This window comes from Curtobacterium sp. PhB190 (assembly GCF_004365385.1).
Taxonomy (GTDB): Bacteria; Actinomycetota; Actinomycetes; order Actinomycetales; family Microbacteriaceae; genus Curtobacterium.
On sequence record NZ_SODN01000001.1, the window covers coordinates 186,024 to 211,496 of the forward strand.

Genomic DNA, 25,473 nt, shown 5'->3' on the forward strand with positions numbered 1-25,473 from the left:
CCCGGGTCAGCCGGCCACCGCGTGCGGGTACTCGTCCGAGCGCCCCTGGAACGCGAGGATCGCCGGGTTCCGCACGTGGCCGTCCTCGATCTCGACGGCGCGTCGGATCGTCTCCGAGTCGGCCCACGCGGCCGCGCCCGCCATCACCGGCCGGAGGAACGGCATCAACGCGTCGCTGATCTCCCACGTCGTCGAGTTCCAGAGCAGCGAGGGGCTGTGGTCGACGGCGTAGTAGTTCGTGCTCTCGCCGACGGTGGTCATCGGTTCGGCGAAGGTCGTCGCCTGCGCCCACTCGAACCCCATCCCCACGTCGATCGAGACGTCGACGATGAGGCTGCCCGGACGGAACACGCCCAGGTCCTCGGTGCGCAGGTACGTGAGCGGCGCGTTCGGGTCCTGGAGCGTGCAGTTCACGACGATGTCGTTCTCGGCCAGGTACGGCGCCAGCGGCACCGGACCGTCCTCGGTCTTGACCATGTTGCCGCTGGGGTCGTGGTCGTCCTGGCTGATCTGCAGCATGTCGACGGACGGGATCGGCGATCCCACGGCGGCGATGTCGCGGTTGGTCAGGACGCGGACGTCGTGGATCCCGTGGGCGTTCAGCGCGGTGACGGCACCGCGGGCGGTAGCCCCGAAGCCGATCACGACCGCGGTGAGGCGGCGGCCGTAGTCCCCGGTGGAACCACAGAGCTGCAGGGCGTGGATGACCGAGCAGTAGCCCGCGAGCTCGTTGTTCTTGTGGAACACGTGCAGGCTGAACCCGCCGTCCGACCGCCAGTGGTTCATCGACTCCCACGCGATGAGGGTCAGGCGCTTGTCGATCGCGACCTGGGTGAGGGCGGGGTCCTGCACGCAGTGCGGCCAGCCCCACAGGACCTGCCCGTCCCGCAGGTCCTCGAGGTCGGACACCTGGGGCTTGGGCAGCAGGACGACGTCCGACGCGGCGATGAGCTCGGCTCGGTCCGCCATGGCGCCGACGAGGGGTTCGAGCTGGTCGTCCGTGACGCCGAAGCGGCGACCGTACCCGCGTTCCAGGATGATGTTCGCGCGCAGGTCGGGGTCGATGCGCTCGAAGTGGGCGGGGTGGATCGGGAGGCGGCGTTCGTCGGGTTTCCGCGACTCGGCCAGCACCCCGAGGTGCAGCAGCGGCGATGCTGCCGGTGTTTGGGTCATGGTGCACTCTACGGCCGCTTGCCGCCGCCGAGCGGCCGAGCCGTCGAGCCGTCGAGCGGCCGAGCCGTCGAGCGGCCGAGCGGCCACGTCACCCGCGGCGGTCGGCGAGCGCCGTGAGCACCAGGGTCTCCATGTCGGGGCCGTCCGTGGCCTCGTGGTCGATCAACAGCCCGTGCATCCCGGCGGCCCAGGCCGCCTCCACGTCGTGCGCGACACTGTCCCCGACGAACAAGCAGCCGCTCGGCTCGACGCCGAGTTCGGCGGACAGGGTCTCGAACGCGCGACGGTCCGGCTTCTGCACCTCGATCCGCTCCGAGGTGCACACGACGTCGACCGCGTCGAGCAAGCCGGTGCGGCGCAGCTTGTCGACCTGCTGCGTCTCGGTGCCGTTCGTCAGCACGCCGATGCGGTACCCCTGCACACGGAGCGTCCGCAGCAGCGGCAGGCTCCCCGGGTACGCACGCCACGATGCCTCGTACTGGTGCCGGTACGCGTCGAAGAGCTCGTCCAGCCCACCGTCGTCGGCGGGGATCGGCACGCCGAGCGCGGGAAGGACGGCCCGCAGCCGTTCGCGCCGCTGCTCGGGGAAGCTGATCTGCCCTGTTCGCCACCGCTCGAACTGCTCGGTCTCGGCGGCGAACCAGCGGCCGATGGCGAACGCCGAGGCGTGCACGCCGAGTGACTCGAGGAACCGGGCGGCACCGGCGGTCGCTGCGCCACGGTGGTCGAACAGCGTCCCGTCGAGGTCGAACCCGACCGCTCGCAGATGCGCCATGTCCTCAGCGTAGGGACGGCGACCTCGACGACCTGACGTGATGCGGTTCTCCGCACGAAGTGGGCCGGCCCGTCGGCGCTCGGCCAGGATGCACTGGGAGGCGTCGTCCTGCCGGAAGAGGAGTCACCCCATGCGGGTCCTGAGCTACGTCCTGCTCATCGTGCTGATCACGGCGCTCACCCTCGGGGGCACCCTGCTGGCGGTGTTCGAACTCAGCGACGTCTCGGACGTCCTGATCATCGCGGTGAGCGTCAGCATCCCGATGTTCGTCGTCGGACCTGCGGTGGTCGGGTCGTTGGCGGGCTACTGGGACCACCGGTCGTCCACGGACAGCTCCCGGTACCTGCGGTGGTGGCTGCTGGGCGTGGTCGCCGTGGACGTTGCGGGTGCGGTGGTCGTCGTGCTCGCGTCGGTCTCGGCCGGTGCGCCGGTCTGGGTGCCGGTCGTGCTGATCGGGGGAGCGGCGGTGCTGCTGGTGATCGCGCGACCACTCGGTGCGCTGTTCCGGCGCACGGAGCCGTCGCCGGCGGCGTACCCGGTCGGCTACCGGTTCGGACCGGCCGAACTCCGCCACGCGATCGTGGTGATCGCGGTGACCTTCGGCGTGTCCATCGTCGTCGTGACGATCGGCGTGGTGGTCCTGGCCGCCTTCACCGGGGACGACTCCGCTGGACTCACCCAGGCGGCCTTCCTCGCCGGCCAGCTGGTCTTCACTGCGACCGCGTTCGCGGCCCTGCTCCAGTCGCTGCCGTTGAGCGGGCTCTTGCGGGCGTCCGCCGGCCACGACCTCGGTCGGCTCCGTCGCTTCGGGAAGATCGTGGCCCGCGGCGCGGACCTGCCGCTCGACCCGGCTGAGCAGGTCGGCGCCGTCCGGTACGCCACGGTGCTCCCACTCGCGCTGCGGTTCCAGCTCGCGTACATCGGGCTGCTCTACACAGCGCTCGCGTTCCAGATGGTGTCGACGTGGATCCGCGGCGACCTCGGGATCCTGCCGCCGGTGTTCCTCGTGCTCATGGTGGCGGTGCTCGTCTGGATCGTCCCGCTGACGCTCCGCCGGATCCGCCGTGCGACGGCCTACGCCGCGCGGCACGCGGACCTGGTCGACATCGACCAGACTTGATCCGTGTCCCAGACGATCCACTTCCACCAGAAGCACCACGACGCCGTCCACCGCGGCGAGAAGGTCACGACGGTGCGCTGGCACGAGGACATCCGCACCGGCCCCGCGGTGTTCGTCTTCGACGAGCACACCTCAGCGACGCCGTTGGGCGGCCAGGTCACCGAGGTGACCGACCACCGCCTGGCGGAGCTCACCCCTCGGGCGGCGCACCAGCCGGCCGACACCGACATGGTCGACTTCGCCCGGCAGCTGCGCGCCAACTACTACCCGGACATGCCGGACGACGCGGTGGTCCAGGTCGCGGTCATCGCGCTCGACGCGACGCCGTCTGCGTGACGTCCGCCAGGGCGGTGGACGGGACGACCTGACGGACGGGAGGCGCGGTCCGGGCCCGCCCCACGCCTCCCGTCCGCCCGTCGGCCCTGCCCAGGGCGCGTGGTCCGTGCCCGACCGGTCACCGGTGCAGCGTGGCCTTCGGGTACTCGCCGTAGCGGCTCGTGTACTCCGCCGAGAACCGGCCGAGGTGGGCGAACCCCCAGCTGCGTGCGACCTCGCTCACCGAGGTGGTCGCGGTGTCGAGTCGCAGCAGGTCGCCCCGGACGCGCTGGAGCCGGACGGACCGGACGTAGGCCGACGGCGGCATCCCGAACAGCCGCTGGAACGACTCCTGCACGGCACGGACGCTCAAGCCGGACACCGCGGCGAGGTCCGACACGGCGATGGGTTCCGCCGCGTGCTCGTGCACGTGGTCGACCGCCCGCCGGATCCGGGCGTTCCGCGGTGCCCACAGGGCGCTCGACGGTTCGGCGGCCTTCGGTGGGTACAGGGCGAGGAAGGCGACGGCGACGGCCCGGGTGGCGTCCGACCAGGCGGTGGAGGCCACGCCCTGTGCCGCGAGGACCCGACGAGCGGACTCGAGGACCTGCCGCCAGCGCACGACGGCGTCCGCTGCGGGGACGGCACGCTCGTCGAGGTGCAGGCCGCCGGAGGGCAGGCCGTGGCGCTCCTCGGCGACGGACCGCACGAACGCGCGGGTGAGGTGCACCATGACGGCGTCGTGGTTGCTGGCCTCGACCACGGCGCGTCGTTCGGTGGGCATCAGCGCCGGCACGCCGTTGTCGACCGGCCCGCCGCCGCGCAGGAGGTCGAGCGTGACGACGCCGCCGAGCACCAGGACGACGATGTACGCGTCGTCGGAGGCCACGGTGCCGCGGACGTAGCCGCGCATCTGCGACCGGCGGAGCGTCACGTTGCCGTCACCGACGGCCAGGTACCGGAACGAGTACGCCCCGGTGGTCGGACGGGTCTGCCAGGAGGTGCCCGTGACGAGGCCCGGCAACTGCTCGAGGGCCTGTTCGGGCGAGGACGCCGAGGCCTCCAGGCGGACCGGTGCGGCAGCGGTGGGGGTGTTCGGTTCGGTGGTGGTCGCGGATGACGTCTCGTCGACGGATTGTTGCGGCACGGTGACACTCCCTGATCGTCTCGAGGAACACAGGAGTTCCGGCGACCGGGGTCCGGGGCAGCTGCCGCCAAGCTACGTCGGTCCTGCTCCGGGCACAAGGGCGGTGATGATGCTCCTGTTCCGCGCTGTGCGCGCTCTCCTACGTTCCGTGACGAATCACTGCGCCCCGTTACGTCGACGCTCGTGCGCGTCGCTCGCTCGTGTTTGCATCGCTCCACTGACGAGGGAGTGTTGCATGACGCACGTCGAACGCACCGCCCGCGCGGCCACGGTGCCGTTGCGGATCGCGGTGTTCTCGCACGGCACCGAGGCGCCGCCGGCGACCCGGGCCTACCGCGAGGAGCTCGAGCTCTTCACCGCGGCGGAACGCCTCGGGTACGACGGGGCCTGGGTCCGCCAGTTCCACTTCCGACACGACGACGCACCGGCGCGCGGCGGACTGCCGTCACCGTTCGTGTTCTTCGCGGCCCTCGCCGAGCGGACGTCCACCCTGCGGCTCGGGCTCGGAGCGGTCACGTTGCCGCACGAGGACCCGGTCCGGGTCGCCGAGGACGCCGCCGTCCTCGACGCGATCAGCGACGGCCGGGTGGAACTCGGCGTCGCGAACGGTGGCGGCCCGGAGACCCTCGACGTCTTCGCGCCCGGTCTGGTCGGGGCCGACCACGACACCCGTCGTGCCGCGTTCGACGAGCAGCTCGCACGGCTGCTCGACGCGCTGCGTGGTGCGTCACTCGGCACGGGGACCGCACGCCTGAACCCGGACGGCAGCGGGCTGCTCGACCGGATCTGGGACGCCACGCTCAGCGCCGAGAGCGCCGCCATCGCCGCCCGTCGGGGGCACGGAGTGCTGATCGGCACCACGCAGACCGTGCCGGCCGAGGTCACCGCGGACGCCTACCACGCCGCCCTGCCGGACGACGCTGTTCCCCGCGTCGCGCTCTCGACGGCGATCTACCCGGCCCCGGACCGCGAGACCGCGCTGCGCGAGGCGCGTGCGGGCATCGAGGCGAAGTACGCGTGGGGCGAGTCGTTCCTGCCGCCGGCGACGACCCTGGCCGAGAAGGCCGCGTCGCTCAACCTGCACTACGGCACGGCCGACGACATCGCGGAGTCGATCGCGTCGAAGCCGTACTCCCGGTACGCGACGCAGCTCAACGTGCAGGTCGACGACGGCTACTCCGACGTCGGTGCACGGACGGACGCCCTCGCGCTGTTCGCCGAGCAGGTGGCCCCGCAGCTCGGCGCCGTCCTGACCCACGAGGCGGTGACGGCATGACCCGCGACGGCGGCCTGGTGCTCGGCGGGATGGTGTTCTACCCCGGCGGCGAGCACGTCACGAGCTGGCGCCTGCCGGGCAGCGAACCGGACGCCTACCTGGACGTCGAGTACTACGTCCGGTTCGCGCAGACGCTCGAGCGCGGTGGGTTCGCGACGCTGTTCATCGCCGACGAGCTGTACGTCTGGGACCGCTTCGCGTCGGGCATCGACCACGCCGTGAACATCCGCACCGAGCCCTTCACCCTGCTCGGTGCCCTGTCGCAGCGGACCGAGCACATCGGGCTCGCCGCGACGGTCTCGACCACCTACAACGAGCCGTACCACGTGGCCCGGAAACTGGCGTCGATCGACCACCTGAGCGAGGGTCGGGCCGCCTGGAACCTCGTCACGAGCGCCTCGGACGAAGAGGCCTGGAACTTCGGTCGCGACGCGAACCTCGACCACGCCGTCCGCTACCGCCGGGGTGCCGAGTTCGTCGACGTCGTGCAGGGCCTCTGGGACAGCTGGGACGACGACGCGTTCCTGTACGACCAGGAGTCCGGGTACTTCGCGAAGCGCGACGGACTGCACGTGCTCGACCACGAGGGCGAGTTCTTCCGCGTGCGCGGCCCGCTCAACATCGCCCGGCCGCCGCAGGCCCACCCGGTGCTGTTCCAGGCCGGGGCGTCCGAGGCCGGCCGTGCGCTGGCCGGGGCGAAGGCCGAGGGCGTCTTCACCCTCTGGCAGGACGACCTCGCCGACGCGCAGGCCCTGTACGCCGACTACAAGCGCCGCGCCGTCGAGCACGGACGTGACGCGTCGTCGATGCTGATCCTGCCGGCGGTGTCGCCGGTGATCGGCGACACCGAGGCCGACGCGCTGCGGCAGCTCGACGAGATCGAGGAGCTGACACCGGACCGCGTCTCGCTCGACCTGCTGTCCCACTACCTGCAGACCGACCTGTCCGACCGGCCGCTCGACGCACCGTTCGAGCACGTCTTCGACGAGACGGCGATCAACCAGTCGAAGTCCGTCTACGAGTCGATCCGCCGCATCGCCGCCGAGGCCACCACGCTGCGCGAGGTCTACCGGACGATCCTGCGCCGTCGGTTCCTGCCGGGCACGCCCGAGCAGATCGCCGACTGGCTGACCGAGCGCTACGAGCAGGACGCCGCCGACGGCTACATGCTCGCGTTCTCGTCGATCCCGGTGAGCGTCGACCGGTTCGTCGACCAGGTCGTGCCGGAGCTCGAACGTCGCGGCGTGTACGACCGCACGTACCGCGGCGACACCCTGCGGGAGCACCTCGGGTTGGCGCGACCGGCGAGCCGGTACGACGGTTCGGCAGCCGCGCCCGCGCCCGCGGCTGTCGACCAGGAGGCGTCCGCATGAGCGACCGCATCCTGCTGGGCGCCTTCGCCTTCCACCCGGGCGGCGCGCACGTCACCGGGTGGCGGCACCCGTCCTCGCGCCCCGCCGAGCACCTGAGCATCCGGCACCACCGCCACATCGCGCAGACCGCCGAGCGCGGGGTCTTCGACACGCTCTTCCTCGCCGACGGCCTGTACTTCTGGGACCGGTACCCGTCGGGCGTCGACCACTACGGTGCGCTGCGGCCCGAACCGTTCACGCTGCTCGCCGCGCTGTCCCAGGTGACGTCGCGGATCGGCCTCGCCGCGACCGTGTCGACGACCTACAACGAGCCGTACCACGTGGCCAGGACCCTCGCCTCGCTCGACCACCTCAGCCGTGGGCGAGCCGCGTGGAACCTCGTCACGAGCCGCTACGACGAAGAGGCTCGCAACTTCGGTGGTGACGCCCACATCGACCACTCCCGGCGGTACGAGCGCGGTCGCGAGTTCGTCGACGTCGTCAACGGGCTGCTGGACAGCTGGGACGACGACGCGATCGTGGCCGACCCGTCGTCCGGGGTCTTCGCGCGCCGCGACGGCCTGCACCGTCTCGACCACGAGGGCGAGTTCTTCCGGGTGCGCGGGCCGCTCAACATCGCCCGGCCGCCGCAGGGCCACCCGCTGCTGTTCCAGGCCGGCGGGTCCGAGTCCGGGCTGGAACTCGCCGCCGACACGGCCGACGCGGTGTTCACCCGTGGTGGCTCCACCGCGGACGTCCGACGCTTCGTCGACGACCTGCGCGCCCGCGCCGTCCGGCACGGCCGCTCCGCCGACGCGGTGAAGATCATGCCGTCGGTGATGCCGGTCGTGGGGGAGACCGCCGCCGACGCCCGAGCCGAGGCGGACGCGATCCTCGCCCTGACGCCGGACGCTCTCATCCTCGAGGACGTGTCGCACCAGATCGGGCAGGACCTGTCCGGCCGCGACGTCGACGTGCCGTTCGACTACGCCGAGGAGTTCGACACCTCGAACGAGACCCGTTCGCCGAAGCCCGCGGTCGACCGGCTGCTCGCCGACGGCCCCGCGACGCCCCGCGACGTCTACGCGTGGTCGTACCGCCGCAGCCTGCTGACGGGCACCGGACCGGAGATCGCCGACCGGTTCGAGGAGCTCGCCGACGACGGTGGCGCCGACGGCTTCATCGTGCAGTTCCCGTACCTGCCCGGCGGGATCGACCGGTTCGTCGACCACGTCGTGCCGGAACTGCAGCGCCGCGGCCGGACCGCCACGGCGTACGACGACCTCACCCTGCGCGAGCGCTTCGGACACCCCCGGGTGCCGGACCGCGCGCACCGCTGACCGCACCACCCCTCCCAGCACCGCACCCCTGCAACCCGAACCCCTAGGAGTCATCCGTGACCGTCGACCTCACGTCGCGGCGGCGTCGCCTCAAGCGCCTCGCCCTCGCGGCCACCGCGTCCGCCCTCGCCCTCACGCTCGCCGCGTGCTCGTCCGGCGGCGACGCCTCGCCCGGATCGTCCTCGGACACCGGCACCTACACGCTCGGACTCCAGGAGCCCGACAGCACGATCAACCCGCTCACCACCTCGGACTACAACGCGATGTTCATCGTGGGGTTGGCGTCCGAGGGCCTGCTCAGCCAGGACGCGAAGGGCAAGCTCGAGGGCCGTCTGGCCGACTCGTGGAAGGCGTCGTCCGACGGACGCACCTGGACGGTGCAGCTCCGCGACGACCTGCAGTTCTCCGACGGTGCCGCGCTCACGAGCAAGGACGTCGTCGCGACGTTCGACTCGATCATCGGCAAGGACAGCCAGTCGCCCGGCAAGTCGAGCTTCGACGGCATCCTGCAGTCGGTCGCCGCCGACGGTGCCTCGACCATCGACTTCACGCTCGCCAAACCGTACGCCGACTTCCCCTACCTGCTCACGGGCTCGAACACGACCATCCAGCCGGCCGGCTTCGACGCCGGCGCGAACTGGGCCAAGCAGCCCGTCGGCGCCGGACAGTTCGTGCTGACGAAGTACTCGGCCGGCCAGGGCGCCACGTTCACGAAGAACCCGGACTACTGGGACGCGAAGGACGTGGAGCTGCAGCAGGTCGACGTGAAGTTCTACGCCGACGACCAGGCCCAGCTGCTCGCGTTCCAGAGCGGGGAGATCGACCAGATCGCCGCCAGCCCCACCGCGACGTCGACACTGCAGGCCTCGGACTACACCGAGACCGAACCGTACTTCAACAAGTTCGACGGCATCTTCCTCGACGTCACCAAGGCGCCCTTCGACGACCCGAAGGTCCGTGAGGCCTTCGCCCTCGCGCTCGACCGCGAGGAGATCGTCAAGACGGTCTACGGCGGAGCAGCCGAGGTCGGCAACGACACCACGTTCTTCCCGAGTTCGGCGATCCAGCCGAAGGGACTCGAGCAGCGCGAGCAGGACAAGGCGAAGGTCGCGGACCTGCTCGGCGGCAGGACGGTCTCGTTCGAGATCACGACGCTCGACGCCGAGAAGGCCCTCGCCCAGGTGGTGCAGCAGCAGCTCGAGGCGGTCGGCGGGTTCGACGTCACCCTCAAGGTGCTGACGAGCGCGCAGTACTACGCCGACGGCGACGACACCCCGTGGCTGAACGCCCCGGTGACGATCACCAACTGGGCGCAGCGCCTGCCCGCGCAGTACGTCGACCTGATCTACCGCGACGGCGCCGTCTGGAACGCCTCGAAGTACTCGAGCCCGGAGCTCGAGCAGCTGACCGACCGGTACGAGTCGACGACCGACGAGTCGGAGCGGCAGGACCTGGCGAACCAGATCGCCGAGATCGAGTGGACCGACCTGCCCGTGATCGTCCCTGCGTTCGCGTCGAGCAGCATCCTGCTGCAGAAGCGCGTCACGGGCACCTTCCGGTCGGGGCAGGACTTCCCGGGCGGGTTCGACTTCCGGGGCATCGGGGTCACCGCGTCATGAGCACCGCGCGCCGCCGTCGTCTGCTGACCCTGGTCGGGCAACGGGTCGTCCAGATCCCGCTCGTCCTGGTCGTGGTCTCCGTCCTGACGTTCTGGCTGGTCCAGGTCGTGCCGGGGGACCCGGGCCGGAACGCCCTCGGGCAGTACGCGACGGCGGCGCAGGTGCGCGCGTGGAACGTCGACCACGGGCTCGACGGGTCCCTCGTCAGCCGGTACCTGCACTGGATCGGCGGGTTCGTCACGGGGGACTGGGGCACGAGCTTCGTCTACTCCGAGCCGGTCCGCGACCTGGTGCTCGGCCGTCTCGGCAACTCCCTGCTGCTCGGCGCGTACGCGTTCGTCATCATGGTGCCGGTCGCGATCACGCTCGGTGCCGTGCAGGCGTACCGGCAGGGTCGCCGCTCCGACCGGGCCGTCACGGTCGGGCTGCTGACGATCTCGGCGGTGCCGGAGTTCGTCGTCGGGATCGTGCTGCTGCTCGTCTTCGCGGTCTGGCTGCGGGTGGTGCCGGTGCAGGCGTCCGGTGCGCTCGACGCCGGGTTCGGCGAGCGGCTCCGGGTGCTCACGCTGCCCGCCGTGGTGCTCGCCCTGGCGTACCTCGCCGTCCTGACCCGGATGGTGCGTGCGGGGACGATCGAGACGATCCGGTCGCAGTTCCACCGCACCGCCGTGCTCAAGGGCCTGACCACCGGCCAGGTCGTCCGCCGGCACGTCGTCCGCAACGCGCTCATCCCGACGTTCTCGGTGCTCGGCATCTACCTCGGCACCCTGCTCGGCGGCAGCGTCATCGTCGAGACCCTGTTCTCCTACCCGGGCCTCGGCGCGCTGCTCGTGTCGGCCGCCGAACGCAAGGACGCCCTGCTGCTCGAGAGCGGGGTGATGCTCGCCGGGGCGCTCTCGCTCGGCGCGCTCCTGCTCACCGACCTGCTGTTCGTGGTGGTCGATCCCCGGATCCGCTTCGAACGGGTGGCCACCGCATGACCGCCGTCGTCCCCGGCGCCGTCGAGACCGACGGGGTCGCCGGTCGTCCGTCGGCGTCGACCACCACGGGCACCGCACGGGTCACCCGCCGCGGGTGGCGCGGACTCCTCCGGCGTCCCACGTTCCTGGTCTCCGTGGCGATCCTGCTCTGGTGGGTCGTCCTGGCCGTGGGCTGGCACCTGCTCGGCCTGCAGCCCTTCGCCCGCACCGGCGAGCTCCTGCAGGCGCCGAGCGCTGCGCACTGGTTCGGCACCGACTCGCTCGGCCGTGACGTCTTCGCCCGCGTCGCCGCCGGGGCCCGGCCGGCGCTCGTCATCGGCCCGTTCGGCGCGGCGCTGGCGACCGTCGTCGGCGGCACCCTGGGCCTGCTCGCCGGCTACCACCGCGGCTGGGTCGACACCGCCCTGATGCGGTTCTTCGACGTGCTGCTTGCGTTGCCCAGCCTGATCTTCCTGGTCGTGCTCGTCGGTGCGTTCGGGGTGTCGACGCCCGCGCTCGTCCTCATCGTCGGCGTGCTCTTCGCGCCGGGCATCGCGCGGATCGTCCGGGCCGCGGTGCTCGTCGAGATGGGCAAGTCCTACGTCCAGGCCGCACGGCTGCAGGGCGAGAGCGCCGTCCGGGCGATGGTCACCGAGCTGCTGCCGAACGTGATCGGGGTCTTCGTGATCCAGGCGGTCCTGAGCCTCGGCGCCGCGATCTTCATCACCGCGTCGCTGTCGTTCCTCGGGCTCGGTTCGCAACCACCGGCCGCCGACTGGGGGCTCGACATCAACGCGAACCGCGCCTACCTGCAGGCCGCGTGGTGGACGGTCGTGTTCCCGGGTGTCGCCGTGGCGTCGATCGTCGTGTCCGCGAACCTGATCGCCGACAACCTCAAGGAGGTCTCCGAGTGACCGAGCAGACCGGCACGAGCGAGCAGCCCAGGACCACCGGCACGACCGACGCACTGGTCCGCGTCGAGGGGCTCACCGTGTCCTACCGCGGCGCCCGGGTGGTCGACGACGTCGCGTTCGTGATCGAGCCCGGTGGCTCGTACGGGCTCGTGGGCGAGTCCGGCTCCGGCAAGAGCACCGTCGCCGGCACGCTGACGGCGTCGCTCGGACCGGACGCCGCCGTCGGGTCGTCGGCGCTGGTCGTCGACGGCGTCGACGTCGCGTCCCTGCGCGGTGAGCGCCTCCGGCGGTTCCGGCGCGACGTCGTGGCGGTCGTCCACCAGGAACCCGGCCTCGCCCTCAACCCGACGATGACGGTCGGACGCCAGGTCGCCGAGGTCCTGCGCGCCACGGGCTCCGGCCGCGCGGCTGCGGACACCGCGACGATCGAGGCGTTCACGCGGGTCGGGCTGCCGACGCCGACGACGATCGGGGTCCGGTACCCGCACGAGCTGTCCGGCGGTCAGCAGCAGCGCGTCGCGATCGCCATGGCCCTCGTGGCCCGTCCGCGCCTGCTCGTGCTCGACGAACCGACGACCGGCCTGGACAGCACGGTCGAGGCGGGCATCATGGCGCTCATCGACGAGCTCCGGACCGAGATCGGCTTCGCGACCCTGCTCATCAGCCACAACCTGCCGCTGGTCGCGGCGCACTGCGGACGGGTCGGGGTGCTCCGCCACGGGGTGCTCGTCGAGGAGGGCACCGCGACCCAGGTGCTGCTCCACCCCACGGAGCCGTACACGAAGCAGCTCGTCGACGCCCTGCCCGACATCACGACGGGCAAGGCAGGAACGGCGGGCAAGGCGGGAACGACGGGGACGACCGCCGAGACCGCGCAGCACGACGTCCTCGCGACGATCAGGGGCCTCCGCAAGGAGTACGACGGCGCCGTCGCCCTCGACGGCATCGACCTCGAGCTGCGCCGCGGTGAGGTGCTGGGCGTCGTGGGGGAGTCCGGCTCCGGCAAGACGACCTTCGGCCGAGCCCTCGCCGGACTGGTCCGACACGACGGGACGATCACGCTGGACGCCGGCGACCGGACGCCGACCGGTACCCCACCCGTGCAGGTCGTGTTCCAGAACGCGGACGCCTCGCTCAACCCGCGACGGACGGTCCGACAGGTGCTCGGGCGGGCGATCCGGCTGCTGCACGGCGACGGCACCGCCGAGCAGCTCGCGGCGCGGGTCGGGCTGCCGGCCGACGTCCTCGACCGCCGGCCGGCCCAGCTGTCCGGCGGGCAGAAGCAGCGCGTCGCCATCGCCCGGGCGTTCGCCGGACCGGTGCCGCTGGTGGTGTGCGACGAACCCACGTCGGCCCTCGACGTCTCGGTGCAGGCGCGGATCCTCGACCTGGTGCTCGACCTGCAGCGCACCACCGGCACGACCTGCGTGTTCATCTCGCACGACCTCGCCGTCGTGCGCCGGGTCGCCGACCGCATCGCGGTCTTCGACGGCGGTCGTGTCGTCGACGTGGGCCCCGCGGAGCGGCTGTTCGACGCGGGCGCGCACCCGCGCACCCGCGAGCTCGTCGCGGCCGCGCTCGACCTGCGCCGGCGCGCCGGTCTGGTGGCTCCCGCGGCCTGAGTGGGGCCCTGGACCTGCGCACAGGAGGACGGGCGCAGGCCGATCAGCGTGACGCGCCAGCGGCACGCGGGCCGCGCCGACCGAGCCTGCGAGGGAGGGGTGGCGGGTCTGCCACGGGCCTCCCGTCCGCCTGTCGGTCGCGTTCCGTGCCGCGGACGCTGAGCGTTCCGCGCTACTTCGCGAGGAACGCCAGCACCACACGGTTCCACTCGTCCGGGTGGCTGACGTTGACGCCGTGCGGGCCGCCGGCCACGACGTGCAGCTCGGAGCCGGCGATCGCGGCGTGCGTGCGGGCACCCGAGCCGTCGAACGGCACGGTCGCGTCGCCGTCACCGTGGATGACGAGCGTCGGCACGGTGACCTTCGGCAGGTCGTCACGGAAGTCGGTGTTCGCGAAGGACGCCATCGCCTCGAGCGCGGCGGTCTTCGACGCCTGCTTCGCGAGCGTGAGTGCCTGCTGCCGGTCCTCCTCGGAGACGACCAGGGTGCCGTCCACCGAGAAGAAGTCGGTCGTGAACTGGTCGTAGAACGCGTCCTCGTCCTTCGTCAGGCCCGCGGTCATCTCGGCCGCCTGCTCCTTCGGCAGCGGGCCGTCCGGGTTGTCCGAAGTCTGCAGCAGGTACGGCGGCACGGCCGAAGCGAAGACGACGCTGTGCAGCCGCTCGGTGCCGTACTTCGAGAAGTAGCGGGCGACCTCGCCGCCGCCCATCGAGAAGCCGACGAGGGTGACGTCTCGCAGGTCGAGCTCGGTGAGGATCGTGTGCAGGTCCTCGGTGAGGTGGTCGTAGTCGTAGCCGGTCTTCGGCTTGTCGCTGCGACCGAAGCCGCGACGGTCGTAGGTGACGACGCGGTGTCCGGCGTCGACGAACGCCGGGACCTGCTTGCTCCAGGACTCGCCGGACAGCGGCCAGCCGTGGATCAGGACGACGGTGCGGCCGGAGCCGCCGGTGTCGTCGACGTGCAGGTTCGTGTCCTTGAAGAGCCCGTGGTGGGCGGTGATCTCGGTCAAGAGTCGCTTCCTTCCCGCGCCGCACGGGAGGCGGCACGCACCTCGTTGCTACCAGCGGGATCCCGAGCGACAGCGCGGAGTGGACAGACCCCTCGGCGTCGGCGTCGGCGTCGGTGTCTGTGACGGGAGCGGCGACCACGGCCTACTGTCCAGCAGGATCAGGGAACCGTCACCGCGGCGGATGCCCCTCGTCACGAGGGAGCACCGATGAAGTACGTCAACTACGCGGGGACCGTCCGGGTCCTGACCGGTGACACGGTCGCCGACGCGGTGATCCGGTACGCGGCCGCCCTGCACCAGAGCCGGTTGAGCGACGTCGTGTCGGTCCCGACGACCGACGACTTCGGCGCGGCCAGCACGGTGGAGCTGCTCCTCGCACCAGCGGTGGCAGTCGCCCTGGAGCCGGCGCCGGACGACGACCTGGAACCCGAGAGTGGTGCGTTCCTGGCCGAGCTGAGCCGACGCACCGAGGCGGTCCTGGCGGTCGACGCCAGCAGGTTCCCGACCGACCTCGGCCGGTGAGCGCGTTGCGCGCGGTGAGCGCGGTGCGCGCGGTGGGCTCGGTGGGCGCGGTGCGCGCGGTGCGTGTCGCTCCGACCGCGCTGCGGTCAGGCGACCGGTCCGTCGCCCGTCAGGTCCGAGCGGGTGTCGGCGTGGATCGTCTCAGGGTGGTCGAACGTCCGCGCTGCAGCACGCAGGCGTTGCACGAACTCACCGTTCTCGACCTCGAGCTCGTCCTCGTCCGCGTCGGCGACGACGATCTCGCTCGACGGGCCGATGAGGATCTTCGTGGTCGTCATCGTGCCGTCCTCCGCCACCGTCGGGACCGCGATCGCGTCGGCGCGACTGCCGCCGGCGAGCGCCGCGGCGTACTCGATCACGGCGTCGGCGACGTCGTCGCTCGTCAGGAACGTGGAGCGGTCGTACTGGATGTACTTCATGTCGCATCAGTCAAACGCGCGGATGCTGGTCGTCGTCCAGGAAACCCGGCGCGTCGTGCGTTGCGCGGATGCCGACATGTCGCGAGGATCATCACGTGCCCGAGATGATGCACCGCACGCAGCGGGAGATCAGGACAGACGAGCCGTCGGTCGCGGCCGAGGCGCTGTCGGTGACCCACGTGACCCACGGACTCACCGTGGAGGCGACCGGAGAGGGCTTCGTCTTCGAGGAGCGAGTGCGGGGCACCGCCCTGCTCTCCCTCGAGTCGACGCGGTGCACGGGTGCCCTGAGCGGCGCGGTCGAGCCCGGGCGGGCGATGATGATCGTCTGGGTGAAGGCCGGTTCGGCGCAGGTCGACGACAACCCGGTGCAGATCGGCCGCCCCGTGCTCTACCGACAGGACCCGCAGCGGTTCCGGTGGGTGGACTTCCAGCACGACGTGCTGCGCATCGACCGGTCGATCGTCGAGCAGGTCGCCGCCGAGCGCGGTGACTGGGCGCCGGGTCCGCTGGAGTTCCGTCCCCGACACGTGCCAGAGGGTGCGCCGCTCGCCGCCTGGTGGCTCATGGTCCGGTCGGTCGCGCAGGAGGTCCTGCAGGGTCCGACGGACGTGCCGCTCGAGCGGGAGCGGGAGCTCGCCCGGTTCGCGGCCGGCGGCTTGCTGACCGCGATCCCGCACTGGCCGGTGGGGCAGCACGAGCCGGTGATGGCGTCGACCGCGCGCTTCGCCCGTGCCGAGACGTTCCTGCTCGACCACGCGACCGAGCAGATCACCGTCAACGACGTCGCCGAGGCCGCGGGGCTGAGTGTCCGAGGAGTGCAGGCGGCGTTCCAGCGGCACCACGGCATCACGCCGACGATGTACCTGCGTCGGATCCGGCTCCTGCTCGCCCGGGAGCAGCTCGAGGCCGGCGACGACCGCAGCGTCGCCGAGATCGCCCGGGCGACGGGGTTCGCGCACCTGGGCCGGTTCGCGGGGAGCTACCGGCAGGAGTTCGGGGAGCTGCCGCGGCAGACGGCGCTGGCGGCGCGGGAGTAGCGGTCCGTCGGCCGGCGGTCGGTCGTTGTCGACGGCTTCGCGCCGGCTCATCCGTCGGACGTCAGAGCCGTCCGAGGCCGTCGCCGACCAGGACCGCGCCGACGAGCACGAGGACGACGACGGTCACGGCGCGCGAGTTGTGCCGCAGCCAGGTGCGGAACCGCTCCAGGTCCGCGCGGGCCGGCTCCCCACCGACCAGCGCGAAGACGATCGGCCCCGTCACCGTGGCCGTCATCAGCAGGGTGCTCGCCCCGACGAGGACGGTCGACGGCACCGCCGGCAGCTCAGCCGGGGCGAGCACGATGCCGACGCCGGACGCCAGCAGCAGGGCCTTCGGACGCAGCGCGAGCACGGCGCCCACGGCGAGCGCGACGGCGGGTCGGACGGTGCCGACCGCCGCCGTCAGGAGTGCGCTCGTCCGGCTCGGTCCCGCTGCGGCGGGGCGCCGGAACACGACCCCCGCGGCGACGACCGAGACGACCCCGAGCAGGCACTCGCCCAGGCCGAGGCCCGGTGACGCCGTCGCCGGCAGGTCCACGACGAGGACACGGCCGAGCAGCGCCGTCGCGGCGACCGTGACGACGAAGACCCCGGTCACCGAGCCGACCGCGAACAGGACGGCCGGACCGAGGTCGCGACCGCCGAGCAGCAGGGTGAGCACCGCGGCGATGGGGACGGAGCTCAGCGCACCGGCGATGGCGAGGGGCAGCAGCTGGCCGATCACGGCGAGCACGGTGCCGGTCAGACCCCTCGGTCGTCCTCGTCGACCCGGCGGACGACACGCTGTCCGGTCACGGGGTCGATCTCGGTGACGACGCTCGTCGTGGCACGGCGCGGGCGGAGCCGGAGGACGATCCCCAGCACGAGGACCAGGAAGCCGGCGACCATCAGGATGTAGCCGATGAGCTGGATGTCGATGCCGACGACCGTGAAGTCGAACGCGAACGCCATGATCGCGCCGACGACGAGCAGGAAGATCCCACCGCCGATGCTCACGGTGTCACCGCGGGTCGTGCTGTCACGGGGTTCATGGACGCAACGATCAACGGCCGGTGCCGGCGGTGCATCACCCGCCCCGGGTGATCTGCGGAGGCGTGCCAGATCACCCGCTCAGGGTGGTGCCCGACCGGTTCCGCCGCGGCTACACCTGGTGCCATGACCACAGGGGAGGCACCGTGACCACCTTCACGTACGGCCCGGCCGAGGTGTTCGTCGTCTCGTTCCGAGGCGAGCTGCCCGACGACGCCGTGCTCGGCGCGCTCGTCGACCTGACGGACGCCGAGACGGTCCGGGTCCTCGACCTGCTGCTCATCAGCCGGGCCGAGGACGGCCCCGTCAACGTCCGCGAGGTCGACGACGTGACCAGGACCGGCACGTCCGGCTCGGTCGCCCTGGAAGCCCGCGGCCTGGCCGCCAACGACGACGTCGACCAGGTCGCGGACACGCTCGCGCCCGGGACCTCGGCCGCGATCGTCGTGATCGAGCAGCTCTGGGCCAAGGACCTGGCGGAGCGGTTCGCCGACAGCGGGGGCCAGCTGCTCTGGAGCGCACGCGTCCCCGCACCGGAACTCAACGACCTCGCCGCTTCGGCGCACATCGGGTAGGAGACACCATGCCGTTCCGACGATTCGGCCGACCCGGCCTGCTCGGGCTCGCTGCACGGACCGCGGTCGTGGCCGGGACCGCGTCGGCGGTCGGCGGTGCGGTGCGCGGGCACGAGGAGCGTGCGGCAGAGGACCGCGCCGCAGAGGAGCGGGTGGCAGCGGAACGCGCCGCAGCGGAACGCTCCGTGGCGGACGTCCCCGCCGCTCCCGACCTGCTGAGCGAGCTCGAGCGACTCGGCCGGCTCCGGCAGCAGGGCCTCCTGTCCGACGACGAGTTCGCCGCCGCCAAGCAGCGCCTCATCGGCGGGTGACGGACACCGACCACCTGCAGCACGACCGTTCAACAACCACGAGGAAAGGGAACCCCCATGGCCACCACGACCACGACCACCGCCACCGACTCGACCGTCGGTGTCTTCGCCACGAGTGACGAGGCCCTCGGCGCCGCCAAGGCGCTCAAGGACGCCGGGTACGGCGACGACGTCGTCTCGATCGTCGGCAAGGGCGTCAAGGACGAGAAGAAGGTGCACGGCTGGATCCCGGTCGGCAACGAGGCCGGCACGTTCGGCGGGTGGGGTGCCCTGTGGGGCGCGCTCACCGGTTGGCTGCTGCTCGGGTTCGTCTGGCTCCCGGGCATCGGGTGGGTCGCTGCCGCCGGGTGGCTGGCCAGCACGCTCGTCGGAGCCGGCATCGGTGCGGGTCTCGGCGCACTCATCGGCCTGGCCGTCCCCGAGGACGAGATCCCGCAGTACGAGGACGACCTGAAGGCCGACCGGTACCTCGTGATCGTGCACGGTGACGGCGAGACCGTCGACGCCGCCCACCGCATCCTCGACGGCGCCGGCCCGGTCCGGGTCAGCCGCTACTCCGAGTGACGACCACCACCAACGGAAGGAAACGATCATGGCAGACCTCATCGTGATCTCGTTCGACGACGACGCCAGTGCCGTCGCCGCCTACGAGGAAGTCCAGCAGCTACAGAGCGACCTCGTCGTCGAGCTGTCCGGCCTCGCGCTCGTCCGCGTCGACGACAAGGGCAAGACGCACGTCGAGACCCCTGGTCCGGCGGGCAACGTCGGGGCCGGTGCCGCCGGAGGTGCCCTGTTCGGCACCCTCCTCGGACTCCTGTTCTTCGTGCCGTTCTTCGGACTGGTGATCGGCGGTGCGCTCGGCGCGCTGTTCGCCGGGCTCGACAAGACCGGGCTGAACGCCGAGTTCCGCGACCGGGTGAAGAGCGCCGTCGCGGACGGTCGTTCCGCGGTCGTCATCTACGCCACGAAGATCACCGAGGACAAGTTCGGTGCAGCCCTCTCCCGCTTCGGCGGGACCATCGTGCAGACCTCGTTGTCGGCAGACGACGAACACGAGCTCGCGCACGACATGACCGGCGCGCGCTGAGCGTGCGCCCCGGGCGACGCGCCCCCCCCCCCCCCCGGGGGGCGGGGGGGGGGGGGCGGCGCCCCCCCCCCCCCCCCCCGCCCGGCCCGCCCCCCCCCCCCCCCCCACCCCCCCCCCCCCCCGTGGAAGGACCGGGCTCATGGGTGCGCTCATCGTCGGACTCATCGCGCCGGCGCTCGGGATCCTGCTCAGCCCACTGGCGATCATGGCCCTGGTGGCCGAGCTGCTCTCGCGGCGGTACCGCGCCAACGGCCTCGCGTTCTTCATCGGCTGGTTGCTCGCCACCGTCGTCGTCGTGGGGGTCTCCGTCGTGGTGTTCACCGCGATCGACTTCCACCCCCGGACCGACACCCCGCTCTGGACGGCCGTGGTCCGGCTGGTCATCGCACTCGGGCTGATCGCCGCCGCGGTCTGGGTGTTCCGGCGCGGCGGCCGTGACCTGCGGAAGATGTCCGAGGCGTCGACGCCAGAGCAGGTCGCGGCAGCCGCACCACAGCTGCCCGGCTGGCTGCAGAAGGTCAGCGAGTTCACGCCGGCGCGGTCCCTCGCACTCGGGTTCGGCATCTTCGCCGTCAACCCCGTCGACGCCTCGTGCGCGATCATCGCCGGCATCGACATCGCGGGCGCTCCGGTGACCGCCGGGCAGGGCGCCGCCGTGGCGATCGCCTTCGTCGCCGTCGGGGTCGCACCGATCGCCGTCCCGGTGTTCTTCGTGCTCGCGCGTGAGGACGCTGCGGCACCGCTCCTCGAGCGCCTGCGCACCTGGATCGCCGGCCACACCAACGTGCTGAACGCGGCGCTCATCTTGGTCATCGGTGTGCTGCAGCTGCAGAAGGCCGTCTCCGCCCTGATCTCCTGACGTTCGCCGCTCCCGGGAAGGACCGCAGCCCATGACCACCACCGAGGACGAACTCGCCGCACTCCGCGCCGAGAACGAGCGCCTGCGCATCCGGCTCGCCGGGCAGGACTCCGACGACACGACGGTCCGCCGCCGCGGGTGGGGCTGGGCGATCCCGTCCGCCGCACTGATCGTCGTCGGGGCGCTGCTCGCACCGGTGGTGGTGATCACCACCTGGGCACAGCGCGAGGTCACCTCGACCGAGGCCTTCGTGGCGACGTTCGCGCCGCTCGCCCGCGACCGGGCGGTCCAGACGCTGGTCGCGGACCGCACGGTCGGCGCGATCGAGGACCAACTGGACGTCGCCGGGCTGACGGGAGCGCTCTTCGACGGCATCCGCGGGCTGGACCTGCCACCCCGGGCCAAGACCGCGCTCTCGGCGCTCGAGGCACCGGCGACCGCCGGCATCCAGGACCTGGTCTCCGGCACCGTGGACCGGTTCGTGGCGTCCGATCAGTTCGCCGACCTGTGGAAGCAACTGCTCCGCACCGGGCACACCCAGATGGTGGCGTCGCTCAGCGGCGACCGACGGGCAGCGGTCGCGATCGGGGCGGACGGGTCGATCGGCATCCAGCTCGGGCCGGTGGTCGCCGAGGTCAAGGAGCGGCTCGTCGACCGGGGGCTCACCTTCGCCGAACGGATCCCCGCGGTCGACCGGACCATCGTCATCGCGACGTCCGACGCGGTGGTCCGGGCGCAGACCGGGTACACCCTGCTGCAGGTGTCCGCCGTGTGGCTGCCGTGGCTCCTGGTCGCCTGCATCGCCGTCGGCGTCGTCATGGCCAGACGTCGGGCCCGGGCGCTCACCCTCGCCGCGGTCGGCGTCGCCCTCGCCATGCTCGCCACGCTCGCCGGGATCGGGATCGGACGGGTGTTCGCGGTGCGGGCGCTGGCGCCGGACCTCATGCCACGCAACGCAGCTCGAGCCGTCTACGACACCGTGGTCGCCTTCGCCGCGCACGCCGCCGTGGCCGGCGCGGTCCTTGCGGCGTGCGTGGCCCTCGTCGCGTGGTTCGCCGGCTCGTCCGACACAGCCCGACGTCTGCGGAGGCTCGCCGTCCGCGGTGCCGGGGCACTCCGCCGCCGCGGCGACGCCCTCGGCATCGGCACCGGGCGGGTCGGGGTGCAGCTGTACCGGGGCAGGGTCGTCATCCGCACCCTCGTCGCGCTCGGTGCGGCCACCGTCATCGTGCTCAGCCGCCCGCTCGAACCGGCGCTCGTCGTGTGGACCCTGGTCGGCGCGCTCGTCCTCGTCGCCGTGCTCGAGGTGATCCAGCGTCCGGAGGGGGCTCGCGGCGACGCCGGGGTCTCACCCGGAACTGACGATCCCGTCGGTTCCGCAGCGCACTAGCGTCCGAGCACGGCATCCGGGGACCGGGGCCGCGAGGGAGACGAGGCCCCGATGTCACTCTGGAAGCGCCGATCGCACCGACCGCGCCGACCCGCCGATCCGGCGACGCCGAGCCACGCCGGGCCCGACGCCGGTCCCGACGCCGCGCCGGCAGCCACGGTCGGGTCGGGTCGCGGGCTGCGCATCATGCTCGGTCTCGCCGCAGCGGTCGTCATCGCCGTCGGCTGCTCCCGGTTCGCCGGCATCATCGCTCCCACGGCGCTCGCCCTCGTCGTCACCATCTGCGTCCAGCCGGCCCGGGTGTTCCTCGAACGACTCGGCTTCGCCCGGAGCCTCGCCTCTGCGGTCGTCATCGTGGTGATCCTGGTCCTGCTGGTGGGGTTCTCGCTGGCGCTCGTGGTCTCGGTCGCCCAGTTCGCCACGCTGTTCCCGCAGTACGCCGACCAGATGCACGCGGTGGAGGACCAGCTCGGGCAGTGGTTGACGTCGCTCGGCGTCGGGCAGCAGGAGGTGCAGAGACTGCTGGCGGGGCTGAGCCCCGGCACCGTCATCGGCGCGGTGTCGGACCTGGTCGGCAGCGTCTTCGGCCTCGGCGTCGGCCTGGTCGTCGTCCTCGCGCTGATCGTCTTCATGACCCTCGACGCAGGGTGGGGTCGACTCATCGCCGACCGGCTCCGGCCGGTCCGCCCCCAGCTCGTCGAAGCACTCACCGGGTTCACCGTCAGTGTCCGCCGGTACATGGTCGTCACGGCCGTCCTCGGCGCCGCGGTCTCCGCGCTCGACGCCCTCGCGCTGGTCCTGCTCGGGGTCCCCGGTGCGGCGCTCTGGGGCCTGCTGGCCTTCATCACCGGCTTCATCCCGAACATCGGGTACTGGATCGGCATCATCCCGCCGGTGATCCTCGCCCTGCTCGCGAACGGCTGGCAGAACGCGATCGTCGTCATCGTCGTCTACGCCGTGATCAACGGGGTCATCCAGTCCGGCCTGCAGCCGCACATCGTCGGGTCGGCGGTGTCCCTCAACCAGACCATCGCGTTCCTGTCCGTCGTCTTCTGGTCGGCCGTGCTCGGGCCGATGGGTGCCGTCCTCGCCATCCCGCTGACCCTGCTGGTCCGCGCGGTCCTGGTCGACGCGAACCCGGACGCGCGGTGGATGCGCCCGGTCCTCGGCGACGTGACCGGCCTCGGGCCCCCCACTGGGCGGACGGAACGCCGCGCACCGACCGCTCCCGGCGGCACCACGACGACGAAGGGCACCCCGTGAACACCGCTCCGCTCATCGGCGAGCTCCTGCCGCAGGCCGTGACCATCGCGATCAGCCCGATCCCGATCATCGCCGCGATCCTGATGCTGCTCGCGCCGCGCGCCAGGTCGGTCGCGACGGCGTTCCTGGTCGGCTGGGTCGTCGGCATCGCGGTGGCCGTCGTGGTCGTCACCCTGCTGTCGTCCCTGATCCCGGCCGGTGACCCCGACGCGTCGCAACCCGTCGCCGGTGCCGTGAAGCTGGTGCTCGGCGTGCTGCTCGTGCTGCTCGCCGTGCGGCAGTGGCGGGCACGGCCGGCCCCTGGCACCACGGCGACGCCCCCGAAGTGGATGTCCGCGATCGACTCGATGACACCGGTGCGCGCCGCCGGACTGGCCTTCCTGCTCGCCGCCGTCAACCCGAAGAACCTCATGATGGCCGTGGCGGCCGGCGTCACCGTCGGTACCAGCGGCGCGGACACCGGGTCGGTCGTCTGGGCGCTCGTCGTGTTCGTCGTCCTCGCCTCGCTGAGCATCGCCGTCCCCGTCGTCGGCTACCTGGTCGCCCGCACCCGGGTGCAGGGAGCGCTCGGGGCGCTGCGCGACTGGCTCACCGCCAACAACGCCACGATCATGGCGGTCCTGCTGCTCGTCATCGGTGTGACGACCATCGGCAAGGGCCTCGGTGCGTTCTGATGCGCATCCTGGCCGGGCTCGACCGTCACTCGTGGCGCACGGAGGCCCTCTCCGGCGTGACCCTCGCGGCGATCGCCATCCCGCTGAACATCGGGTACGCGCAGATCGCCGGTCTGCCACCGACCGCCGGGCTGTACTCCCTGATCGTGCCGGCGGTGCTGTTCGCCCTGCTCGCGTCGAGTCGACAGCTGGTGGCGTCGCCCGACGCCGCGGCGGCCGCGCTCGTCGGATCCTCGCTCGCCGGGCTCGCGGCGACGGGCAGCGCGTCGTACGTCCAGCTCGCACTGGCGCAGGCACTCGTCGGCGCCGTCGTGTTCGCCCTGTGCGCCGTCCTGAAGCTGGGGTTCCTGGCGAACTTCCTGTCCGCGCCGATCCTGGTCGGGTTCGTGGGCGGGCTCGCGCTCGACATCCTGCTCAGCCAGGTGGCGAAGATGCTCGGGGTCAAGGTGAACAGCGGTGACGAGTTCCTCCCGCGGTTCGGGGAACTCGTCACCGGGCTCGGACACCTCAACGTGTGGTCGGTGTGCCTGTCCGTCGGGTCCGTGGCCGTGCTGGTCATCGGCCGTCGGTTCCGAGCGATCCCGTGGGCACTCGTCGTGCTCGTCCTGACGACCGTCGTCCTGATCGTGTTCCGGCTGGACGACGCCGGCGTGGCCGTGCTCGGCGAAGTGCCCGCCGGACCACCGACCCTGACGTGGCCGCAGATCTCGTGGCACCAGTGGGTCCAGGTCATCCCGAGCGCCGTCGCCCTGACCCTCGTCGCGATGGCCGAGGGGCTGCTCGTGGCCCGCCGGTACGCCGAAGCGCACGACTACACGGACCGGGCGAACCGCGACCTCTGGGCGTTCGGTGCAGCGAACCTCGGCTCCGGCCTCACCGGCGGGTTCACGGTCGGTTCGTCGGCCTCGCGGACGGCGGCCATGGACCAGAGCGGGTCCAGGACCCAGCTGCCGTCGCTGATCGCCGCGGTGCTCACCCTGCTCGTCGTCTGCTTCGGCACCGCGCTGCTGCAGGACATCCCCTCGCCGGCGATCGGCGCGATCGTCGCAGTCGCGGTCGTGCCGCTCCTGGGCCTCCGCGACTTCGCCCGGCTCTGGCGGCTCCGACGGTTCGAGTTCGCCGTCGCCGCCGTCTGCTTCCTCGGGGTGCTGCTGCTCGGCCCGATCATCGGCATCGCGATCGCCTTCGTCCTGTCGCTCGTCAACGTCATCCGGTCCGCCGCGAACCCGCCCGCCGACGTCCTGGTGCCGAGCGGCGACCCGGTCGACGTGTTCCGGGCTGCCCGAGACGGCAGCGTCTCGTCGGCACCCGGCGTCGTGGTCCTCCGGTTCTCCGGACCGCTCTTCTTCGGCAACGCCCAGCGCTTCGCATCGGCGGTCCGCTCCGTGCTCGCCCCTGACGACCAGGCTGTCCCGGTGCACGCCCTGGTGCTCGACTGCAGCGCGGTCACCGGGATCGACACGACCGCGGCGGACGTCGCCGGCGAGGCGCTCGACTGGGCCCGCGCCAACGGGGTCGAGGTCGGCTTCTCGCGAGCACGGGCGGCGACGCGGGCCGACCTCGAGCACTTCGACCTGGTCGGGGGCAGTCGCTTCTTCCCGAGCAACCGGGCGGCCGTCGCCGAACTCGGCCGCTGAGGTCACTGAGCCCGCTGAGTGCGCCGAAGCCCCCGAGGCCGCGTGC

The 25,473-nt window shown here is 72.1% G+C and carries 27 protein-coding genes; 20 read left to right on the forward strand and 7 right to left on the reverse strand.

Features of this window, described 5'->3' with window-relative positions:
- Window positions 1–6: 6 nt before the first annotated feature.
- On the reverse strand, window positions 7–1,173 hold the full coding sequence (locus tag EDF47_RS00830; RefSeq protein ID WP_133938254.1) for a N(5)-(carboxyethyl)ornithine synthase: 1,167 nt from the start codon (window positions 1,171–1,173) through the stop codon (window positions 7–9).
- Between the two features lie 88 nt (window positions 1,174–1,261).
- Window positions 1,262–1,948, reverse strand: coding sequence for an HAD family hydrolase (locus EDF47_RS00835; RefSeq protein WP_133938256.1), 687 nt, complete (start codon window positions 1,946–1,948; stop codon window positions 1,262–1,264).
- Window positions 1,949–2,078: 130 nt separating this feature from the next.
- On the opposite strand from EDF47_RS00835, the gene EDF47_RS00840 reads away from it, so the two are divergent.
- Window positions 2,079–3,068: a hypothetical protein gene (locus EDF47_RS00840; RefSeq protein ID WP_123292599.1), complete on the forward strand. Its 990-nt coding sequence runs from the start codon at window positions 2,079–2,081 to the stop codon at window positions 3,066–3,068.
- Window positions 3,069–3,071: 3 nt separating this feature from the next.
- Window positions 3,072–3,404: an ASCH domain-containing protein gene (locus EDF47_RS00845; RefSeq protein WP_133938258.1), complete on the forward strand. Its 333-nt coding sequence runs from the start codon at window positions 3,072–3,074 to the stop codon at window positions 3,402–3,404.
- A gap of 118 nt (window positions 3,405–3,522) precedes the next feature.
- Here the strand turns inward: EDF47_RS00845 and EDF47_RS00850 are convergent, their stop codons facing one another.
- Entirely contained in the window at window positions 3,523–4,530 is a 1,008-nt protein-coding gene (locus EDF47_RS00850) for an AraC family transcriptional regulator (RefSeq protein ID WP_133938260.1), read from the reverse strand.
- A 235-nt stretch (window positions 4,531–4,765) separates the two neighbouring features.
- Here EDF47_RS00850 and EDF47_RS00855 point away from each other — a divergent pair, with 235 nt between their 5' ends.
- The 7 genes from EDF47_RS00855 to EDF47_RS00885 are packed head-to-tail and all read left to right on the forward strand — an operon-like array spanning window position 4,766 to window position 13,612.
- Complete coding sequence (locus EDF47_RS00855) at window positions 4,766–5,806, forward strand: LLM class flavin-dependent oxidoreductase (protein ID WP_166673164.1); 1,041 nt, start codon at window positions 4,766–4,768, stop codon at window positions 5,804–5,806.
- Window positions 5,803–7,179, forward strand: coding sequence for an LLM class flavin-dependent oxidoreductase (locus EDF47_RS00860; protein ID WP_133938264.1), 1,377 nt, complete (start codon window positions 5,803–5,805; stop codon window positions 7,177–7,179). The genes EDF47_RS00855 and EDF47_RS00860 overlap by 4 nt, the downstream gene beginning before the upstream one ends.
- A complete protein-coding gene (locus tag EDF47_RS00865) occupies window positions 7,176–8,498 on the forward strand; it encodes an NtaA/DmoA family FMN-dependent monooxygenase (protein ID WP_123292604.1) in 1,323 nt (440 codons plus the stop codon). The genes EDF47_RS00860 and EDF47_RS00865 overlap by 4 nt, the downstream gene beginning before the upstream one ends.
- 56 nt (window positions 8,499–8,554) lie before the next feature.
- Window positions 8,555–10,117, forward strand: coding sequence for an ABC transporter substrate-binding protein (locus EDF47_RS00870; protein ID WP_123292605.1), 1,563 nt, complete (start codon window positions 8,555–8,557; stop codon window positions 10,115–10,117).
- Window positions 10,114–11,097, forward strand: a complete 984-nt coding sequence (locus EDF47_RS00875) for an ABC transporter permease (protein ID WP_131878869.1) — start codon at window positions 10,114–10,116, stop codon at window positions 11,095–11,097. Before EDF47_RS00870 ends, EDF47_RS00875 begins: the two co-directional genes overlap by 4 nt.
- Entirely contained in the window at window positions 11,094–11,990 is an 897-nt protein-coding gene (locus EDF47_RS00880) for an ABC transporter permease (RefSeq protein ID WP_133938266.1), read from the forward strand. Before EDF47_RS00875 ends, EDF47_RS00880 begins: the two co-directional genes overlap by 4 nt.
- Window positions 11,987–13,612, forward strand: coding sequence for an ABC transporter ATP-binding protein (locus tag EDF47_RS00885; RefSeq protein ID WP_166673165.1), 1,626 nt, complete (start codon window positions 11,987–11,989; stop codon window positions 13,610–13,612). The genes EDF47_RS00880 and EDF47_RS00885 overlap by 4 nt, the downstream gene beginning before the upstream one ends.
- Window positions 13,613–13,784: 172 nt before the next feature.
- Here the strand turns inward: EDF47_RS00885 and EDF47_RS00890 are convergent, their stop codons facing one another.
- Window positions 13,785–14,621, reverse strand: coding sequence for an alpha/beta hydrolase (locus tag EDF47_RS00890; RefSeq protein WP_133938270.1), 837 nt, complete (start codon window positions 14,619–14,621; stop codon window positions 13,785–13,787).
- A 207-nt stretch (window positions 14,622–14,828) separates the two neighbouring features.
- On the opposite strand from EDF47_RS00890, the gene EDF47_RS00895 reads away from it, so the two are divergent.
- Window positions 14,829–15,143, forward strand: coding sequence for a hypothetical protein (locus EDF47_RS00895; RefSeq protein WP_123672695.1), 315 nt, complete (start codon window positions 14,829–14,831; stop codon window positions 15,141–15,143).
- 86 nt (window positions 15,144–15,229) lie between these two features.
- Here EDF47_RS00895 and EDF47_RS00900 read toward each other — a convergent pair whose 3' ends face one another.
- Entirely contained in the window at window positions 15,230–15,562 is a 333-nt protein-coding gene (locus EDF47_RS00900) for a hypothetical protein (RefSeq protein WP_131878863.1), read from the reverse strand.
- Window positions 15,563–15,666: 104 nt separating this feature from the next.
- Between EDF47_RS00900 and EDF47_RS00905 the strand changes: the two genes are divergently transcribed.
- Window positions 15,667–16,602, forward strand: a complete 936-nt coding sequence (locus EDF47_RS00905) for an AraC family transcriptional regulator (RefSeq protein WP_243650021.1) — start codon at window positions 15,667–15,669, stop codon at window positions 16,600–16,602.
- A 61-nt stretch (window positions 16,603–16,663) separates the two neighbouring features.
- Here the strand turns inward: EDF47_RS00905 and EDF47_RS00910 are convergent, their stop codons facing one another.
- Both EDF47_RS00910 and EDF47_RS00915 read right to left on the reverse strand, forming a co-directional pair.
- On the reverse strand, window positions 16,664–17,326 hold the full coding sequence (locus EDF47_RS00910) for a GAP family protein (protein WP_166673166.1): 663 nt from the start codon (window positions 17,324–17,326) through the stop codon (window positions 16,664–16,666).
- A gap of 17 nt (window positions 17,327–17,343) precedes the next feature.
- Window positions 17,344–17,598 carry a DUF6458 family protein gene (locus EDF47_RS00915; protein ID WP_123340453.1) on the reverse strand — a complete coding sequence of 85 codons (255 nt, stop codon included), beginning with the start codon at window positions 17,596–17,598 and terminating at the stop codon, window positions 17,344–17,346.
- A gap of 179 nt (window positions 17,599–17,777) precedes the next feature.
- Here EDF47_RS00915 and EDF47_RS00920 point away from each other — a divergent pair, with 179 nt between their 5' ends.
- From EDF47_RS00920 to EDF47_RS00965, 9 genes are all read left to right on the forward strand, one after another.
- Entirely contained in the window at window positions 17,778–18,206 is a 429-nt protein-coding gene (locus tag EDF47_RS00920; protein WP_133938274.1) for a DUF6325 family protein, read from the forward strand.
- 8 nt (window positions 18,207–18,214) lie between these two features.
- Entirely contained in the window at window positions 18,215–18,517 is a 303-nt protein-coding gene (locus tag EDF47_RS00925) for an SHOCT domain-containing protein (RefSeq protein ID WP_131878857.1), read from the forward strand.
- A gap of 57 nt (window positions 18,518–18,574) precedes the next feature.
- Window positions 18,575–19,081: a DUF1269 domain-containing protein gene (locus EDF47_RS20020; protein WP_159573007.1), complete on the forward strand. Its 507-nt coding sequence runs from the start codon at window positions 18,575–18,577 to the stop codon at window positions 19,079–19,081.
- 28 nt (window positions 19,082–19,109) lie between these two features.
- Window positions 19,110–19,604, forward strand: coding sequence for a DUF1269 domain-containing protein (locus EDF47_RS00935; protein ID WP_123292617.1), 495 nt, complete (start codon window positions 19,110–19,112; stop codon window positions 19,602–19,604).
- 139 nt (window positions 19,605–19,743) lie between these two features.
- Window positions 19,744–20,463 carry a GAP family protein gene (locus EDF47_RS00945; protein ID WP_133936688.1) on the forward strand — a complete coding sequence of 240 codons (720 nt, stop codon included), beginning with the start codon at window positions 19,744–19,746 and terminating at the stop codon, window positions 20,461–20,463.
- 31 nt (window positions 20,464–20,494) lie between these two features.
- Window positions 20,495–21,853 carry a hypothetical protein gene (locus EDF47_RS00950; protein WP_131878853.1) on the forward strand — a complete coding sequence of 453 codons (1,359 nt, stop codon included), beginning with the start codon at window positions 20,495–20,497 and terminating at the stop codon, window positions 21,851–21,853.
- Between the two features lie 51 nt (window positions 21,854–21,904).
- The gene (locus EDF47_RS00955) at window positions 21,905–23,116 is read left to right on the forward strand and encodes an AI-2E family transporter (protein ID WP_131878851.1); all 1,212 of its coding nucleotides are present in this window, start codon (window positions 21,905–21,907) and stop codon (window positions 23,114–23,116) included.
- A complete protein-coding gene (locus tag EDF47_RS00960; RefSeq protein ID WP_131878849.1) occupies window positions 23,113–23,790 on the forward strand; it encodes a GAP family protein in 678 nt (225 codons plus the stop codon). Before EDF47_RS00955 ends, EDF47_RS00960 begins: the two co-directional genes overlap by 4 nt.
- The gene (locus EDF47_RS00965) at window positions 23,790–25,427 is read left to right on the forward strand and encodes a solute carrier family 23 protein (RefSeq protein ID WP_243692467.1); all 1,638 of its coding nucleotides are present in this window, start codon (window positions 23,790–23,792) and stop codon (window positions 25,425–25,427) included. Before EDF47_RS00960 ends, EDF47_RS00965 begins: the two co-directional genes overlap by 1 nt.
- Window positions 25,428–25,473: the final 46 nt, after the last annotated feature.